The organism is Janthinobacterium rivuli (assembly GCF_009208735.1).
GTDB lineage: Bacteria > Pseudomonadota > Gammaproteobacteria > Burkholderiales > Burkholderiaceae_D > Janthinobacterium.
Map to the genome: position 1 here is coordinate 24,759 of NZ_WFLJ01000023.1, position 16,556 is coordinate 41,314.

Sequence of the window (16,556 nt, forward strand, 5' to 3'; positions counted from 1 at the left end):
GCCGCCAGTATTCGCTATGCGCCACATGCGCAGGCGTAGCGTAACACGGAGATTCGCCGATTTACACGAGGCCCAGTTCCTCCGGCTTGACGCCGGCAAACACGTGGTCGAGTTGCGCCGGCGTCAAGCCGAAGGTGCGGCGCAGCAAGCCGCCCAGCACGGCCCGGTATTCATTGAGCACGGGCATGTCGCGGTTCTGGAACAAGGTCGCCTGCGACATCGCCACCTGCTCGCCCGCCACCTGTTTTCCCTTGATGCCGCCGCCCAGCACCCAGAACACGCTGCCGTGGCCGTGATCCGTGCCACGGTTGCCGTTTTCGCGGAAGGTGCGGCCAAATTCGCTGACGACCACCACCACGGTATTGCGCCAGGCGCCGCCCATTTCCTGCGAAAACGCAGACAAACCGCGTCCCAGCTCGTCAAAGCGCCCGGCCAGGTAGCCGTTGGCGCCGCCCTGGCCCACGTGCGTATCCCAGCCGCCCACGTCGACGAAGCCGAGGTTGTATTTGTCCTTCATCAAGCGGGCGATGCGCTGCGCCTCCAGCTCAAAACCCTTGGTGCTGATGGCGTTGCGGTTGGCCGCCTGCATCTCGCCCGTCAACTCCTTCGTCACATCAGCGCGCACGGCAAAGCCCGCGCTGACCGGTTGCTGCAAGGGCGTGCCCCGGTACATGGCCGCGATGACCTGGCTTTGACGCGCATCGATGCCCGCCTTGCCCACGGAGCGCAGCGCCATGTTCGGCACTTGCACGCTCCCCTGGAAGATCAGCGGCAGCTGGTCCGTGAAGGAAATGGCGTGCTTGCTGCCATTGAGGCTTTGTGCCAGCCGGTTCAGGAAGCCCGAGCGGAAATCACGGCGTCCGCCCAGTTCCTGCCCCAGTTCGATGCTGTCCTGCGTTTCAAAATGGCTGCGCGTCAGATCCGTCGTGCCGGCAAACGGTATGAAGGCCGCCTCGCCGCCCGTGAACAGGGGATAGATGGTCTCGCGCAAGGCCGGATGCAAGGCCCAGTCCGCGGTCAAGGGCAGCGCGCCGTTTTCCTCGCCGGGTTTGGCGATGGCGATATTCGGTCGCGATGCATAGTAAAAATCGCTGCCGACAGGCACCAGCAGATTGTTCGCGTCATAGCCGCCGCGCAAGAAGACGAACAGCAGCTTCGCATCCGTGGCCGGTGCGGCCAGCAGGCTGCCCGCATGCGACAACAGGGGCGCGGCGGCCAGGGCTTTCAACAGGTCACGACGATTCATGGCAATCCTTTCAATCTAGCGGTGCATCATTTCCGGCGAAGACAGGAGAAAGGTGTTCCACTCCTGCGGCGAAGCGGCCTGCTCCAGGGCCTGGAGAGTGGCCAGGCTCAAGGTTGGCTGCAGCGACTGGAAATACAGGGCGCTGGCCAGTTGCGGGAAGGCGACTTTTTCCTGCGGCTGCGGGCCGTCCGTCTTGAACAGGCCGGCGCTGCCCGAGCCGATGGTGCGGGCGATATCGAAACGCGTCGTCATCTGGCCGGGACTGGCCCAGGCGGCGTCCGTCAGCGGATAGCCATCCGGTGTCTGGCGTCCGTACAGGGGCTGGCCCATGCGCGAAAGCCAGCTCAGCATGGGGCCCGCGTTGAGGATGGGCTTGTCGTCATAACTGAGACGCACGGCCGACACCACGTAATGCATGGGGTCCTTGAATTTCTTGCCCAGCGACTGCTTGAACTCCGGGCTGGTGAACATCGTCTGCAGCACGTCGGCGATCATGCCGTCGCTGTGCTGGAAGGTGGCCGCCATGCGCGCCACCAGCGCTTCGGGAGGACTATCTCCCACGAAATACTGGGCCAGCTTGCCACTGATGAAATGCGCGGTGGCGGGACTGCGGCTCAGGCGATCCAGCGCTTCATCGAGTTCGGCCAGCCCCCTGCCTTTCACCGTTTTCCCGAGGAATTGTTTATCTCCGTAATCGTGGCGGTTCGGGTTGAATTCGAACAAGCCCCGGCGCACGTATTGCGACTGCAGCGCCGGTTTCACTTTCGGCGTGTCCGCTCCCAGGTTCACGCCCACCCCCGTCAGGATGCGCGCCAGTTCCTGCACATCCATCTGGCTGTAGCCGCCGTTCACGCCCAGCGTGTGCAACTCCATCAGCTCGCGCGCATAGTTTTCATTGATGCGCTTGGCGGCGTTGGCTTCATTGTCCAGGTAGCGCAGCATGGCCGGATGGTGGACGGTGGCGCCCAGCAAGTCACGGAATTTTCCCAGCGCATGCGGCGCGATGGCGTTCGCCTCGTAATCGCCCACCATGGCGCGCAAGTTGTGCTTGCCCTGGTGCACGCTGAAATGATTGAGCCAAAACCAGCTCAGCTGCTGCTGCAACTGGTTCGGCGAATACACGTCGAGCAGCAAGGAGCGCGTGGCCGCCTCGCGCGCCAGGCGGTTCAGTTCCTGCTGATACTCCTTTTGCGCCTGCTGCTTGGCCATGTCGTCCATCACACCGGCCGACTCCTTGCGCTTTCGCTCCACGGACATCACCAATTGATCGAGCGGCACCTGGCTGATGGTCATGGCGTCGATCTGCGCGGAGATGGCCGGCGGCAAGACGGCTTTTCCTGGATGCAACTGCGCCTGCAGCCAGGCGTTCCAGCCTTGCGCCTGCAGCTGGCGCACGCTGCCCCCGTTCACACCCCAGCTCACCCGTTCCAGCATGGCGACGTCCTGCGCGGAACTGGTTTGCGCGGGACTGGCCTGCGCGCGATGATCGGACTGAACGGCGGGTCCGGTCGCGGCGCAGCCGGCCAGCAAGAACAGGGAAAGCAAGGTCGTCGGCAATAATCGGGGCGGGGTCATGGCGGTCCTTCAAGCGGTTTCATGCAGAATGCTTGAGGGTACGCCCAGGTTGACCTGCGCATGATTGCCATTTGCAACGAGTTGTAATCAAACGCAATGGCTCGCCAAGCGATTTCGCACAAGAGCGAGCACATTAGCAATGAATCATCTCGGATAAAATGGTATCGGGAGAATGGCGTATTGCAATCGCAGCTCCGTATTTTCTCGCGAACCAGACATTATCCATACAATACGTCCACATTAAGAAGAAATGAAAATATTATTTATCGCTGCATTAGGAACGTTATCGCTCATTCAAGCGCCGTCTGCCTTGGCGGAGAATCTGAATGGCAAAACCCTGTATGTACAGCGCTGTGCCGTGTGCCACGGCGCGGAGATCAAGGGAACGGGGCCATTGGCGAATAAAAGCAATCCGCCCACGCCGGACCTGACCACCGCCGCCTTCAAAAAACGCCTGAAGGATTATCCGGGCGTGATCGTGTCATCGGTCATCCTGCGTCCGAATGGCGATCTGATTCCAAAGACCTTGAAAGAGAATGGCGTCAAGATCGCACCATATGCCTGGCGCGTAAAGGATTTTCGCGATTTGAATCAATACATGAGTGATGTGATTTTAAAGAATCGCTGATATTGAAATACGCGGCGGGCACGTCGCGAGGCAACGATCGACGGTCAATTCCGCAGTTTTAATCATTCGGCACATTTGTCGCGCAGGAAATCGCGCAGCTGCAGCACCAGCGGCGTCACCTGCGCCCGGTGCGTGCAGACCAGATGCAAGGGCGCAGCCTCGCCCGCCACCTCGGGCAACAGCGCTTGCAGGCGGCCGGCGGCCAGGTCGCCCGCCACGTCGAGCCGCGATTTATAGGCGATGCCCAGGCCCGCCACGGCCCAGCGGCGCACCAGATCGGCGTCGTCGGCGCTGCGGTTGCCGCTCACGGGGACCGTCACTTGCTCGCGCTGGGGCAGGCGGTAAAAGGTCCAGCGGTCGTGCAAGCCGTCTTCCAGCGCGAAACGCAGGCAATTGCGCTGCGACAAATCTTCCACCGCCAGCAGGGGGCCGTAGTCGCGCAGGTAAGCGGGCGACGCCACCAGTACGCGGTCGTTGGCGGGGGCGATCGGCATGGCGATCAGGCTCGAATCCTCCTGCTGCCCATAACGTAGAGCAATGTCTACTTGCTGGCGCACCATGTCGGCCACGCGGTCGCTGACGCTGAGCTGGTAATGCAGCTTCGGGTGGCGCAGCTGGAATTCGTCCAGCCAGCCCAGCATCAGGTTGCGGCCCAGGTCGGAGGGCATGGCAATTTTCAAGGTTCCGCCGAAACTGTCCTTGCCGGCCAGCAGCGCATCGTGGCCTGCGCGCAGCAGGCGCAAGGCTTCCCGCGCATGTTCCAGGTATTGCGTGCCTTCCGGCGTCAGGCTCAAGGAACGGGTCGTGCGGGCCAGCAGGCGCAGGCCCAGCTCCCCTTCCAGGCGCTTGACGGCGGCGCTGGCCAGCGCGGGCGAGATGCCGATCTCGCGCGCGGCGGCCGACAAACTGCCCCGATCGGCCGTGCGCACAAATACCTGCAAGTCATCGAGTCGCAGCAATTTTCAGCATTCCTTTGAAAGTGTTTCGGTACGCGCCCCCTGTTTCCAGGGCGGCATTGCCACCATCATACGGTATCCACTCAACGAGGAAGCACATGAAAGCCATCGCCTACCACCACAGCCTGCCCATCACGGATGCCGACGCCCTGCTCGACATCGAGCTGCCCATGCCAGTCGCCACGGGGCGCGACCTGCTCGTCGCCGTCAAGGCCATTTCCGTCAATCCCGTCGACACCAAGGTGCGCAAGAACCGCGCCCCAAAAGATGCCCAGCCGGAAGTGCTGGGTTGGGATGCGGTCGGCGTCGTCACGGCCGTCGGCCCCGACGTCACCCTGTTCCAGGTGGGCGACAGGGTCTGGTACGCGGGCGCCATCAACCGGCCCGGCAGCAACAGCGAATTCCAGCTGGTCGACGAGCGCATCGTCGGCCACATGCCGGCCAGCCTCGATTTCGCGCAGGCCGCCGCCCTGCCGCTGACGGCGATCACGGCCTGGGAATTGCTGTTCGACCGCTTGCAGCTCAGCCGTGACAAGAGTCTGACGGGCAAGTCCCTGCTGGTGATCGGCGCGGCCGGCGGCGTCGGCTCCGTGCTGGTGCAGCTGGCGCGGCAATTGACCGGGGTCACCATCATCGGCACGGCATCGCGTGCGGAAACGGCCGACTGGGTCAAGGAACTGGGCGCGCACCACGTGATCGACCACAGCCTGCCGCTGGCACAGGAAATCACGCGCCTGGGGTTAGCGCCCGTCGATTACGTGATCAGCCTGAACCAGACCGACCGGCATTTCGAGCAGATCGTGGAACTGATCGCGCCGCAGGGCAAGTTTGCCCTGATCGACGACCCCGAGCACATCGACGTGCGCAAGTTCAAGGGCAAGAGCGTGTCGCTGCACTGGGAACTGATGTTTACCCGTTCGCTGTTCCAGACGGCCGACATGGTCAAACAGCATGAACTGCTGGAAGAGCTGGCGCAGCTGGTGGACGCCGGCGTCATCAGGACGACCCTGGCCGCGCGCTTCGGCACGATCAACGCGCAAAACCTGAAACGCGCGCATGCCCTGCTGGAAAGCAATACGGCAAAAGGGAAGATCGTGCTGGAAGGGTTCTAAATTCAGGTAATCAGGATGGCCCGGAAATCATTGACGTTGGTTAATGTCGGGCCCGTGATCACGGAATCTCCCAGCGCCTGGAAGAAGCCGTGGCCATCGTTGTTGTCCAGGCTGTCTCGGGGCTTGATGCCCAGCGCCCACGCCCGTTGCAGGGTGTCGGGCGCCAGAACCGCGCCGGCGATGTCTTCCTGGCCATCGACGCCATCCGTGTCGCCGGCCAGCGCGTCGATGCCCGGGTGGCCATCGAGCGCGATGCCCAGCGCCAGCAGGAATTCCACGTTGCGCCCGCCGCGCCCGTTACCGCGCACGGTGACGGTCGTTTCGCCGCCCGACAGCAGCACGCACGGGGCGGGAAACGGCTGGCCCCGCACGGCCGTTTGCAGCGCGATGCCGGCCATCACCTTGCCCACATCCCTCGCCTCGCCTTCCAGGCTGTCGCCCAAGATATACGGTGTGACGCCGGCCGCGCGCGCCACTTCTGCCGCCGCTTCCAGCGCCATCTGCGGCGTGGCGATCAAGGTCGTTTGCGTACGCGCCAGGCGTGGATCGTCGGGTTTCACGGATTCGCCGCGCCCGCTTTCCAGCACTTTGCGTATGCTGTCCGGCAAGTCCATGCCGTAGCGGCGCACGATGGCCAGCGCATCCTCGCACGTCGTCGCGTCGCCCACCGTGGGGCCGGATGCGATATCACCCAGCTTGTCTCCCGGCACGTCGGAAATGGCCAAAGTGATGACCTGGGCCGGATGGCAGGCGGCCGCCAGGCGCCCGCCCTTGATGGCGGACAAATGGCGGCGCACGCAATTCATTTCGCCAATGGTGGCGCCCGACGCCAGCAGCGCGCGGTTCAAGGCTTGCTTGTCGGCCAAGGTGATGCCATCGAGGGGCAAGGCCAGCAGGGACGAGCCGCCGCCCGAGATCAGACACAGCACGGTGTCATCTTCCTGCAAGTTACCGACCAGTTCCAGCATGCGCCGGGCCGCGTCCATGCCGGCCTGGTCGGGCACGGGGTGCGACGCTTCCACGATCTCGATGCGTTCGCACGGCACGGCATAGCCGTAGCGCGTCACGACCAGCCCCGACAGCGGCCCCGGCCAGTGCCGTTCCACGGCGTGCGCCATGGCGGCCGAGGCCTTGCCGGCGCCGATGACGATCAGCCGGCCCTTGGGCGCGGGCGGCAGATGGGGCGGTATGCAGTGCGACGGCTGGGCCGCTTCGATGGCCGCCTGGAACATGGCTTGCAGCAAGGCGCGCGGCGCCGGGGTGGTCGTCATGCTCAATTCCTCCGGTTCGATGGCAGCTTCGTTCAACGGTTCACGATGCGCGCGGGCACGCGCAGCACCAGTATGGCGCCCAGCAGCATGACTGCGGAAAGAATATACAGGGCCACGTCGGTGCCGCCCGTCGCATCCTTGATCCAGCCGACGAGGAAGGGGCTGACGAAGCCCGCCACCTGACCCAGCGAATTGATCAGCGCCAGGCCGCCGGCCGCCGCCGCACTGCCGAGAAACGCCGTCGGCAGGGGCCAGAACATGGGCAGGCCGGACAGCGCGCCCATGGTCGCCAGCGACAGGCCGATGAGGGCGACGACCACGTTGCCATGCGCCTGGGTGGCCAGCAGCAAGCCGCACAGCGCCATCAGCAGGGGGCCGCTCAAATGCCAGCGGCGTTCCTTGTGCCTGTCGGCCGAACGGCCCACCCAGATCATGAAGATGCTGGCGCACAGGTAGGGAATGGCGCTGATCCAGCCCACGGCCACGGGGCTGGCGAAACCCAGCGACTTGACGATGGTGGGCAGCCAGAAGTTGATCGCGTACACGCCCATCTGGATGCAGAAATACACGAGGCCCAGCATCCACACGTGCTTGTTGCGCAGCACGCTGGCGAAGGTATCGGCCGTATTCGCGCTATTGCGGCGCTGGCGTTCGTCCTCGTCGAGGTCGGCGCGCAGCAGCTGCTTTTCTTCCCCATTCAGCCACTTCGCCTGGGCGATGCCGTCGTTCAGCAGCACATACACGAGAAAGCCCAGCAGCACGGTGGGGATGCCTTGCAACAGGAACATCCATTGCCAGCCGGCCAGGCCGCCGTGGCCGGCGAACGATTGCATCATCCAGCCCGACAGGGGGCTGCCCAGCAAGCCGGAAATGGGAATGGCCGACATGAACAGGCCCATGATGCGGCCCCGGCGCGAAGCGGGATACCAGTTCGTAAAGTACAGCACGATACCGGGGAAGAAACCCGCCTCGAACACGCCCGTGATGAAGCGCAGCGAGTAAAACGCGGCCGGCGTGGTGACGAACATCAGGCAGGCCGAGGCGATGCCCCAGGCGATCATCAGGGTGCCGATGACCTTGCGCGCGCCCAGGCGGTGCAGCAGCAGATTGCTGGGTACGCCGCTGGCCACGTAGCCGATGAAGAAAATGCCGGCTCCCAGGCCGTACACGCTTTCGCTCCATTGCAGCGCATCGAGCATTTGCAGCTTGGCGAAGCCGACATTCACCCGGTCAAGGTAATTGAAAAGGTAGCAAATGAAGATGAAGGGGATCAGATGCAAGGTGACCTTGCGGTAGGCGCCTTCGCGCACACGGTCCTGCGCGGACGCGCCGGCGGACAGGCTGGCGCCTGGATGGGTGGTCATGGGTGTCTCCTGACTATTTTTTTATGGAATACGAGCAGCCCATCGTACAATCGCCCACAGAAACAGTCATCGTGCGGATGCATGAAGAAACATAGTGCCGAATCCGATGATTTCATGCAAATGCACAAGCTCATAAGGCGGCCCTCCATGCCAAGCATCGACTATCCCCTGGCGCAAGACATCGTCCAACGCACCATGCACATCATTCCCTTCAGCGTCAACGTGATCGATGCGCGCGGCGTGATCCTGGCCAGCGGCGACCCGCAGCGCGTGGGCGACCTGCATCCGGGCGCGCAACTGGCGCTGGCCCGGCGCGCCAGCGTGGAAATCGGCACGGCCGACATGGCCAGGCTGCCGGGCACGCGGGCCGGCATCAACCTGCCCTTGACGGTGCGCGGCGAGATTTGCGGCGTGCTGGGCCTGACGGGCGAGCCGGACGCCGTGCGCCAGTTCGGCGAACTGGTGCGGGCCATGGCGGAAATGATGCTGGAGCAGGCGCGGCTGGTCAGCGAGTTGCAGCACGAAAAGCGCTACCGCGAGGAATTCGTGTTTCAGCTCGTGTACCGCACGGGCATTTCGGATGCCAGCATGCAGGCGTGGGCGGCGCGCCTGGCGCTGGACTTGCGCGTGCCGCGCGCCATGTTCGTGCTGGAAATTCCCGATGCGCGGGAAGGCCTGGGAGAACGGCTGGACCAGGTGCTGACGCAGTTGCAGCAAGTGCAGTCCGACCTGTCGGCGCGCTGGCCCGCCCTGCTGATGGCCGTCGTCTCGCCGGGCGAGCTGGTGCTGCTCGACGCCTTTCCCGCCAGCGGCCCGCAGCAGGCGCGCGCGGCGCAGGCAAGGCAGCGCCTGCTCGAACTGCACCAGGTGGCGCAGCAGGCGCTCACGCCGCCCGCCACCCTGTCCATGGGCGTGGCCTTGCCGGGCCTCGATGGCGCGACGGCGTCGTATGAATCGGCGAAGCAGACGGCGCGCGTGGGACGCGCCCGCGATGGCGGGCAAGCCACTTTTTCCTACCTGGAACTGAGCCTGCCCGTGCTGCTGTCCGGCCTGCAAGCCGGTTGGCAGGCCGAGCAATTGCGCCAGACCCTGGCGCGCCTGCAGGCGCACGACCGCAAGTCCGGCACCCTGATGCGCACCTTGGCCGCCTGGTTCCGCCACCACAGCCACCCGATGGCCACGGCCAGGGCACTGCACATCCACCGCAACACGCTCGATTACCGGCTGCAAAAGATCGCCGAACTGACGGGACTGGACCTGGACGACACGGATGACCGCCTGCTGCTGTATGTCGCCCTGCAGCTCAATTGAGGCACGCCGTCTACAATGGCGGCTGACCGCACAACAGGAATAGCATGAACGACGCCATCGAATGGACCAGCCTTGCCCGCACTTTCGGGCTGTTTACCGTCACGGCCGTGGCCGAACTGCTGGGCTGCTATTTGCCCATGCTATGGCTGAGCAACAAGGGCAGCGCCTGGCTGCTGTTGCCGGCCGCCATCAGCCTCTTGCTCTTCGTGTGGCTGCTGACCCTGCATCCGGCCGCCAGCGGCCGCGTGTATGCCACGTATGGCGCCATCTATATCGCCACGGCGCTGGGATGGCTGTGGCTGGTGGACGGCGTCACGCCCGCCTGGACCGACGTCACCGGCGTGGGCCTGGCCCTGGCCGGCGCCGCCGTCATCGCCATGGGACACAAGGCGGCATAGTTACGCCGCATGCTGGCGGAAGTTCGTTTCCGCCGACCACGCCGCGCTGGCGCGGGCCAGCAACACGGCTTCGCCATCGGCCAGCCAGTCGTCCGCATCGGCGATCTTCCACATGGCTTGCAGCAGCTTGCGGCGCAAGTCCGGGTCATCGATTTCATCGAGCAGGCTGTCGATCACGCCATGGGCCAGCTGCACGGCGCCATGCACGGTCGAGGTCAGCATGTCGTCGCACAAGTCTTGCAGCAGTTGCTGGAAGGCGGCCGGGGCCAGGTCGATATGCTCGAGGATCTTGCTGCGATGCATCGCTTGCAGCTCGGCGCTGGCCAGGTTGCCGTCGACCACCATCATCAGGGCCAAAATACGTCCCGCTGCCTGGGGACTGTTCGTTTCATAGGTACGCATGATTTTCCACTTTCTCGGTTAGTTAAAGAGCGCGCCACCGCCCTGCGGGGCGCGCCGTACTGCTATTTATTTCTTCTCGCTGCGGGTGATGAACACGCTGGCCACGCAGCTCGACACGATCAGGACCGCCACCACCAGCAAGGACGCTTCCACCGGCACGTGGTACCACGGCATGACCAGCATCTTGGCGCCGATGAACACCAGCACCATCGCCAGGCCATACTTGAGCATGTGGAAGCGGTCGGCCACGTCCACCAGCAGGAAGTACAGCGCCCGCAAGCCCATGATGGCGAACAGGTTCGACGTGAAGACGATGAACGGGTCCGTCGTGATGGCGAAGATCGCCGGGATCGAGTCCACCGCGAAGACCAGGTCCGTCACCTCGATCAGGATCAGCACGAGGAACAGCGGCGTGACATAGCGCAAGCCACCCTTCGCCACGAAGAAACGCTCACCGTGGTCGCCGTCGGCCACCCGCAAGTGACGGCGGGCAAAACGCAGCACGGGGTTGTTCGCCACGTCCGGCTCCGCGTCGGCCGCCACCAGCATGCGCATGCCGGTAATCAACAGGAAGGCGCCGAACAGGTACAGCACCCAGCTGAACTCGCTCACCACCCACGCGCCGGCCATGATCATCACGGCGCGCATGACGATCGCGCCCAGCACGCCATAAATCAACACGCGGCGCTGGTACTGGATCGGCACCTGGAAGGCGCTGAAGATCAGCAGGAAGACGAACACGTTATCGACCGACAGCGCTTTCTCGATCAGGTAGCCGGAGAAAAATTCCAGCGCCTTCTGGTTGGCGATCTCGGGACCAGCCGTGCCGTTCAGGTACCACCACAGTCCGCCGTTGAACAGCAGGGCCAGGCTGACCCACACGAGCGACCAGGTCGCCGCTTCCTTGACACCGACCTTGTGCGCCTTGTTGCCGCCAAAGACGAACAAGTCCAGCGCCAGCATCACCAGGACGAAGGCGATGAAGCCTGCCCACATGGGTGCCGTTGCAATACTTTCCAGACCGTTCATCGGCGGCCTCCGCAATAATCTGTTTGTATCCTGACGTCCATGACACTCTCCTTGCATGAATTGAGCAGTCATCATAGCCTTCCTATAAACATCGAACAAATCGAATATAATTGACAAATACATCGAAAAACTCGATGCATTAACCTACCAGGAGCAGCGATGTCCAACCTCAACTTCAAGCACTTGCGCTATTTCTGGATGGTGGCCAAGACGGGCAGCATCGCGCGCGCGGCCGAGCAGCTGCACCTGACGCCGCAATCGATCTCCGGCCAGCTCAGCGAATTTGCCGACACCCTGGGCGTGGAATTGTTCCGCCGCAGCGGACGCCAGCTGGAATTGACGGACACGGGCCGGCGCATCCTCAGCCATGCCGAAAGCATTTTCAGCACGGGCGATGAATTGCTGGAAATCGTGCGCGACCAGTCGCGCACGGCGACGACGACGTTTCGCGTGGGCTGCGCCGATTCCGTCTCGAAACTGATCGCCTGCCGCCTCGTCGAACCGGCGCTGGGTCTGGCCGAACCGCTGCGCATGATCTGCCGCGAAGGACGGCTGGCCAGCCTGCTGGCGGATCTGGCCGTGCACCGCCTGGACCTGATCATCGCCGACCGCCCCATGCCGTCCCATTTGAGCGTGCGCGGCTACAACCACTTGCTGGGCGAAAGCGGCATGACCCTGTTCGGCACGCCGGAGCTGGCAGCCACCCTGACGGGGGACTTTCCGCTATGCCTCGATGGTGCGCCGCTGCTGCTGCCCGGCGAAGACTTCGCCATCTACGGGCGCCTGCTGCAGTGGCTGGGCGACAACCACCTGCACCCGCGCATCGTGGGCGAGTTCGACGACAGCGCCATGATGCAAGCCTTCGGCCAGTCCGGCGCCGGCCTGTTCTTCGCCCCCACCGTCATCGCGCCCCAGGTCTGCGAACAGCATGGCGTGGTGGCGCTGGGCCGGGTCGACAGCCTCGTCGAGCAGGTCTACGCGATCACCACGGAACGCCGCCTGAGCCACCCTGCCACCCTCGCCATCAGCCAGAGCGCGCGGCACGAGCTGTTCGCCTAAACCCGTGGCCATCCGGGCCGCACCTGGCGCCGACAGTGCGGGCCCGCGTCGATCTCCTGGCCGCGACGAAGCTGTTGTTGCCAGCCGCCCACACATCGGCGAGACGAAATACATTTGAACAAATACATCTATATAATGGCACTCCTCCCCGACGCCTTGCGCGCCCCCTCCTGGACTTGCCGCAATGAAGCACTTGCACGACATCCCCTCTGCCTTCAAGCATGAATTTGCCAACCCGCGCCTGTGGTGGTCGCGCGCCGTCGTCGTCGGCATGGCCGCCATCGCGGGCCTCGTCGTCGTGGGGTTCACCTGGCTGGCGGAGGAAGCGCTCGACCTGTTTCTCTTTTTTAACGGCAAGGCCTGGTGGTTCGCCCTGCTGTGGACACCCGCCTGCGCCGCCCTGCTGGTCTGGCTGACGCGCCGCTACGCCATGGGCGCGGCCGGCTCCGGCATCCCGCAAGTGATGGCGGCGCTGGACCCGGCCGTGGCGCCCGAGCAGCGCTCGCTGTTCGTCTCCCTGAAACTGAGTGCCGCGAAGATCGGCCTGACGGCGGGCGGCTTGCTGGGGGGACTGTCGCTGGGGCGCGAAGGCCCGTCCGTGCAAATCGCCGCCGGCGTGATGCTGGCCGCGCGCCGCCTGCTGCCGCGTCATTCGCAGGTGAGCGCCCATTCGCTGCTGGTGGCCGGTGGCGCGGCCGGCATCGCGGCCGCCTTCAACACGCCGCTGGCGGGCGTCATGTTCGCCATCGAGGAGCTGTCGCGTTCGCCCGAGCAGCGCAACAGCGGTCTGATCGTGGCCGGCATCGTGCTGGCCGGCATGATGGCCGTGTCGATCCACGGCAACGCCACGCACTTCGGCATCATCCACCCTGGCCCCATCGGCCTGGCGCTGGCCTTGCCGGGTTTGCTCGTGACCCTGGTCGCGGGCGTGGCCGGCGGCCTGTTCGCCCGGCTGCTCTTGGCGTCCGCCCGGGGCAATCCGCTGGGGAAATTATCCGCGTGGAGAAAAGGCCGGCCCGTGCTGTTCGCCGCCGTCTGCGGTGTGCTGGTGGCGGCCATCGGCATCGCCAGCCATGGCGCCACGTTCGGCAGCGGCACCGTGGCCACGCGCGCCATGCTGGAAGGCTCGTCCGACGTGGCGCCCGCCTTTGTCGCCTTCAAATATGTGGCGACGTGGCTGACCGTCTGGTCGGGCGTGCCAGCCGGCATCTTTGCGCCATCGCTGGCCATCGGCGCCGGCATCGGCCACGATATCGCCGTGCTGCTGCACTACCCGCACGCGCCCGCGCTGATCGCGCTGGGCATGGTGGGCTTCCTGGCCGCCGCCACGCAGGCGCCGCTGACGGCTTTCATTATTGTCATGGAAATGGTCGACGGCCACGGCATGGTGCTGAGCCTGATGGCCTGCGCCGTGGTGGCCAGCACCGTCTCGCGCGTGCTCAGCGAACCGCTGTACGGCGCGCTGGCGCAGCTGCAGCTGCAACGGCTGCCGCCACCGCGCTAGAAATTGCTGCAGGGGCGCAGCAAACTGCCATCCTGCCATGCGCAGACGGTGCGCGTGCCATCCTCGGTCCAGTTGCGCTCCAGGCCGTGCTTGCGCCCCTGCACGTAATGCAGGCGCGACTTCTCACGGCCGTCCGGCCACCAGGCCTCGTACAGGCCGGTGCGCTGGCCATCCAGATACGCTCCCCGCTCGGCCAGCCTGCCGTCCGGATGAAACGCCTCCACTTTGCCCGTCAGCACGCCATCGACAAAATGCGCGCGGTTGCTGACCTGGCCATGCGCGTCAAAGCTCAGGTATTCGCCATCGGCGGGCTGGCCCGCCTCGTACCGCAATGCATGACTGAGCTGGCCATTCGGATGATAGTGGCTGTGCATGCCTTCGTACTCGCCGCCGCGGTAAGCCTTGCGGCTCTTCACCGTGCCATCCGCATAGTAGGCGACGTTGACGCCGTCGAAGTCGCCCTCCCCGTTGCGCTCTTCCAGCAGGCCCAGCTGGCCATCGGCGAAATACACGCTGCGCTGATGGACATAGTTGAGCCGCGTCGTATCCGCGTCGCGCAGCCAGGCATCCATGTGCAGCTTGCCTGGCGGCTGCGCGAAATGCAGCTGCCAATGCCAGGCCTGGCGTGCCGCGTCATGACGCAGCGGCGCGCGCTGCTCGTACATGGCCACGGCGGGCGCCACGGGCTGGTAATCCTCGTCGAAAAACTCGGAAGCCAGCGACTGTTCGGAAGGCAAGGCCGGGGTGGCCAGGGAAGAAGAACCGGCCAGTACGGCGGCCAGCAAAACAGAGGTGAGTATCTTCAATGCATGCTTTCATCAACGGTGCGACGGCGCCGATGATAAGGGCAAGCGGGGCGGTCCTGCCACACGCTTGCGCGTCATTACATGGTGAACGGAAATGGTTGCATGCCGGCCTGCCTGTCGTCGGGAGCGACGACGGCCAGCAAGGCGCTCAAGCCCTGGTTCAGGTGCGCCAGGCTGTCCGCATCGAGCTGGCTCAGCGCACTGGGCAGCAAGCCGCGCGCCGGCTGCGGCGCGCCGGCGATCACTGCCTGCCCTTCCGCCGTCAGGGTCAGCGTGACCACGCGCTGGTCGGGCTGGTCGCGCGCCTTGCGCACATAGGCTTTTTTGACCAGCGCGTCGACCAGGTTGCTGGCCGTCGTCTGGTGGATAGACATCTTTCCGGCCAGCTCGCCCATGCGCAGGCCCGGGCGCTCCAGCAATTCCTGCATCACCCACAATTGCGCGCCGGACACGCCGCATTGCTTTTCGATCTGCGCCGAGTGGCGCTGTGCCGCGCGCATGACGACGCGCATGTTTTGCAAGGCCATGCCTTGCGCCCTGGCCAACGCCGAAACTTCCGCTTCCACCACCATTGCCTCCAGTTATCGCACCGGCTTCGCGCCTGCTGGCGGGCCGGAATCCCTGCATGATACCTGCAAAGGCGGACGACTCCTAGCGCATGGAAACTGGTTCACCGGCCCGCCACGCCTGCTCCAGCACCAGCTTGCCGGCCTTGTCCCATTGGCGCTCGATGCCGTGCTGCTTGCCGTGTTCGTACGGCACGATCTGCCGCAGGCTGCCATCGTCGTACCACGTCTGCAGCAAGCCATGGCGCTGGCCTTCGACAAACGGGGTCACGCTGGCGCGCGCGCCGTTGGCATGCCAGTCCGTCGTGTCGCCATGGTCGCGCCCCTGCGCGTCTTTTTGCCAGGCAAACACGGGCCGGCCATTCGGAGCCCACGTTTGCAAGCTGAGCACGGCACCCTTCTGGTACAGCGTCTTGTTCGACACGACGCCGTTGCCATGGCTTTCAAACGACCAACCGTCGGGCTGGCCGTGCACCCACACGGTCCGGGCCAGCACCTTGCCATCCTGCGCGTACATGACGAACTCGCCCTCGCGCTGGCCATCGACGTACCGTCCCTTCCGGAACAGCTTGCCATCGGCATAAAACGATTCCTCCACACCATCCATCTGGCCATGGCGTCGATACGCGCGGTTGCTGACGGCCCCGTTCGCTCCATACGACACTTGCTCGCCATCGGCCATCTCGTCGCCGTGATACAGCGTGCGGCTCATCAGCTGGCCATTCTCGTGATACGTTTCCGAGATGCTGTCGCGCCCGTTCGGCAAGGCGGTTACCCGTTGCTGGACCTGGCCATTCTCGAAGTACACGCTGCCGCCGAGCAGCTCCTCGCCCTGGGCATTGAAATAGGTTTCGCGCAACAGCTGGCCATTCTCGTGGTAGTACTTGCGAAACTTTACGAACTTGATCTGGCTCAAGTCCAGGTCCGTGGCATAGGTTTCAAAGGCCAGCACGCCCGGCGTGTCGGGAAATTCGAGCCGTACATGCCAGGCGCCCAGCGCCTCGTCGCGCACGGGCGGCGTGCGCAGCGCATACACGGCGCGGCGCTCGTTGCTCGGCATGAAATTTTCATCCAGATACATGGTCTTGTCCTCTTCTTGCGCGTGATGGGAAGCCGTTGCCGGCGACGGCGTATCTTCCTGTGCCGCCAGCGGCAAGGCCGTACTCATACCCAGCGCGGCGGCCAGCAGCCAGCGCATTGTCTGTTGATTCTTCATGTTGCTCCATTGTTCATGTTGCTTTGCGGCTGCCATCATAAAGGCAAGCACCGTTCGCCATGGGCACGATTGCAGCCCAAATGAAAAAGGCCGGGACGGACCTGATGGTCCGG

Annotated in this window: 16 protein-coding genes; 6 read left to right on the plus strand and 10 right to left on the minus strand. The window is 64.4% G+C overall.

Features of this window, described 5'->3' with window-relative positions; translation table 11 throughout:
* Positions 1 to 61: 61 nt before the first annotated feature.
* Positions 62 to 1,246 carry a DUF1501 domain-containing protein gene (locus GCN78_RS25365; RefSeq protein WP_152254187.1) on the minus strand — a complete coding sequence of 395 codons (1,185 nt, stop codon included), beginning with the start codon at positions 1,244 to 1,246 and terminating at the stop codon, positions 62 to 64.
* Between the two features lie 15 nt (positions 1,247 to 1,261).
* Positions 1,262 to 2,821 (minus strand): DUF1800 domain-containing protein, encoded by a 1,560-nt coding sequence (locus GCN78_RS25370; protein WP_152254188.1) that lies wholly within the window; start codon positions 2,819 to 2,821, stop codon positions 1,262 to 1,264.
* A 250-nt stretch (positions 2,822 to 3,071) separates the two neighbouring features.
* Here GCN78_RS25370 and GCN78_RS25375 point away from each other — a divergent pair, with 250 nt between their 5' ends.
* On the plus strand, positions 3,072 to 3,449 hold the full coding sequence (locus GCN78_RS25375) for a c-type cytochrome (protein ID WP_077401501.1): 378 nt from the start codon (positions 3,072 to 3,074) through the stop codon (positions 3,447 to 3,449).
* Between the two features lie 62 nt (positions 3,450 to 3,511).
* Here GCN78_RS25375 and GCN78_RS25380 read toward each other — a convergent pair whose 3' ends face one another.
* Positions 3,512 to 4,408: a LysR family transcriptional regulator gene (locus GCN78_RS25380; protein ID WP_152254189.1), complete on the minus strand. Its 897-nt coding sequence runs from the start codon at positions 4,406 to 4,408 to the stop codon at positions 3,512 to 3,514.
* Between the two features lie 95 nt (positions 4,409 to 4,503).
* Between GCN78_RS25380 and GCN78_RS25385 the strand changes: the two genes are divergently transcribed.
* Positions 4,504 to 5,517, plus strand: coding sequence for a zinc-binding alcohol dehydrogenase family protein (locus GCN78_RS25385; RefSeq protein ID WP_152254190.1), 1,014 nt, complete (start codon positions 4,504 to 4,506; stop codon positions 5,515 to 5,517).
* A 2-nt stretch (positions 5,518 to 5,519) separates the two neighbouring features.
* Here the strand turns inward: GCN78_RS25385 and GCN78_RS25390 are convergent, their stop codons facing one another.
* Complete coding sequence (locus GCN78_RS25390) at positions 5,520 to 6,788, minus strand: glycerate kinase type-2 family protein (RefSeq protein ID WP_152254191.1); 1,269 nt, start codon at positions 6,786 to 6,788, stop codon at positions 5,520 to 5,522.
* A gap of 32 nt (positions 6,789 to 6,820) precedes the next feature.
* On the minus strand, positions 6,821 to 8,152 hold the full coding sequence (locus GCN78_RS25395) for an MFS transporter (protein WP_152254192.1): 1,332 nt from the start codon (positions 8,150 to 8,152) through the stop codon (positions 6,821 to 6,823).
* Positions 8,153 to 8,299: 147 nt separating this feature from the next.
* On the opposite strand from GCN78_RS25395, the gene GCN78_RS25400 reads away from it, so the two are divergent.
* Positions 8,300 to 9,463, plus strand: coding sequence for a sugar diacid recognition domain-containing protein (locus GCN78_RS25400; RefSeq protein ID WP_152254193.1), 1,164 nt, complete (start codon positions 8,300 to 8,302; stop codon positions 9,461 to 9,463).
* A 44-nt stretch (positions 9,464 to 9,507) separates the two neighbouring features.
* Positions 9,508 to 9,861 carry a YnfA family protein gene (locus GCN78_RS25405; RefSeq protein ID WP_152254194.1) on the plus strand — a complete coding sequence of 118 codons (354 nt, stop codon included), beginning with the start codon at positions 9,508 to 9,510 and terminating at the stop codon, positions 9,859 to 9,861.
* Here the strand turns inward: GCN78_RS25405 and GCN78_RS25410 are convergent, their stop codons facing one another.
* The gene (locus GCN78_RS25410) at positions 9,862 to 10,263 is read right to left on the minus strand and encodes a tellurite resistance TerB family protein (protein ID WP_152254195.1); all 402 of its coding nucleotides are present in this window, start codon (positions 10,261 to 10,263) and stop codon (positions 9,862 to 9,864) included. It abuts the gene before it with no gap.
* Between the two features lie 66 nt (positions 10,264 to 10,329).
* Positions 10,330 to 11,292 (minus strand): TerC family protein, encoded by a 963-nt coding sequence (locus tag GCN78_RS25415; RefSeq protein ID WP_152254196.1) that lies wholly within the window; start codon positions 11,290 to 11,292, stop codon positions 10,330 to 10,332.
* A 159-nt stretch (positions 11,293 to 11,451) separates the two neighbouring features.
* Between GCN78_RS25415 and nhaR the strand changes: the two genes are divergently transcribed.
* Positions 11,452 to 12,351 carry a transcriptional activator NhaR gene (nhaR, locus tag GCN78_RS25420; protein WP_152254197.1) on the plus strand — a complete coding sequence of 300 codons (900 nt, stop codon included), beginning with the start codon at positions 11,452 to 11,454 and terminating at the stop codon, positions 12,349 to 12,351.
* Between the two features lie 184 nt (positions 12,352 to 12,535).
* Positions 12,536 to 13,855, plus strand: a complete 1,320-nt coding sequence (locus tag GCN78_RS25425; RefSeq protein ID WP_152254198.1) for a chloride channel protein — start codon at positions 12,536 to 12,538, stop codon at positions 13,853 to 13,855.
* Here GCN78_RS25425 and GCN78_RS25430 read toward each other — a convergent pair.
* The 3 genes from GCN78_RS25430 to GCN78_RS25440 all read right to left on the minus strand — a co-directional run bounded on the left by GCN78_RS25430 (position 13,852) and on the right by GCN78_RS25440 (position 16,443).
* Positions 13,852 to 14,661 carry a toxin-antitoxin system YwqK family antitoxin gene (locus GCN78_RS25430; RefSeq protein WP_152254199.1) on the minus strand — a complete coding sequence of 270 codons (810 nt, stop codon included), beginning with the start codon at positions 14,659 to 14,661 and terminating at the stop codon, positions 13,852 to 13,854. The genes GCN78_RS25425 and GCN78_RS25430 overlap by 4 nt on opposite strands.
* Before the next feature lie 77 nt (positions 14,662 to 14,738).
* On the minus strand, positions 14,739 to 15,233 hold the full coding sequence (locus GCN78_RS25435) for a MarR family winged helix-turn-helix transcriptional regulator (RefSeq protein ID WP_152254200.1): 495 nt from the start codon (positions 15,231 to 15,233) through the stop codon (positions 14,739 to 14,741).
* Positions 15,234 to 15,312: 79 nt separating this feature from the next.
* Positions 15,313 to 16,443 carry a toxin-antitoxin system YwqK family antitoxin gene (locus GCN78_RS25440; protein ID WP_193316872.1) on the minus strand — a complete coding sequence of 377 codons (1,131 nt, stop codon included), beginning with the start codon at positions 16,441 to 16,443 and terminating at the stop codon, positions 15,313 to 15,315.
* Between the last annotated feature and the right edge of the window lie 113 nt (positions 16,444 to 16,556).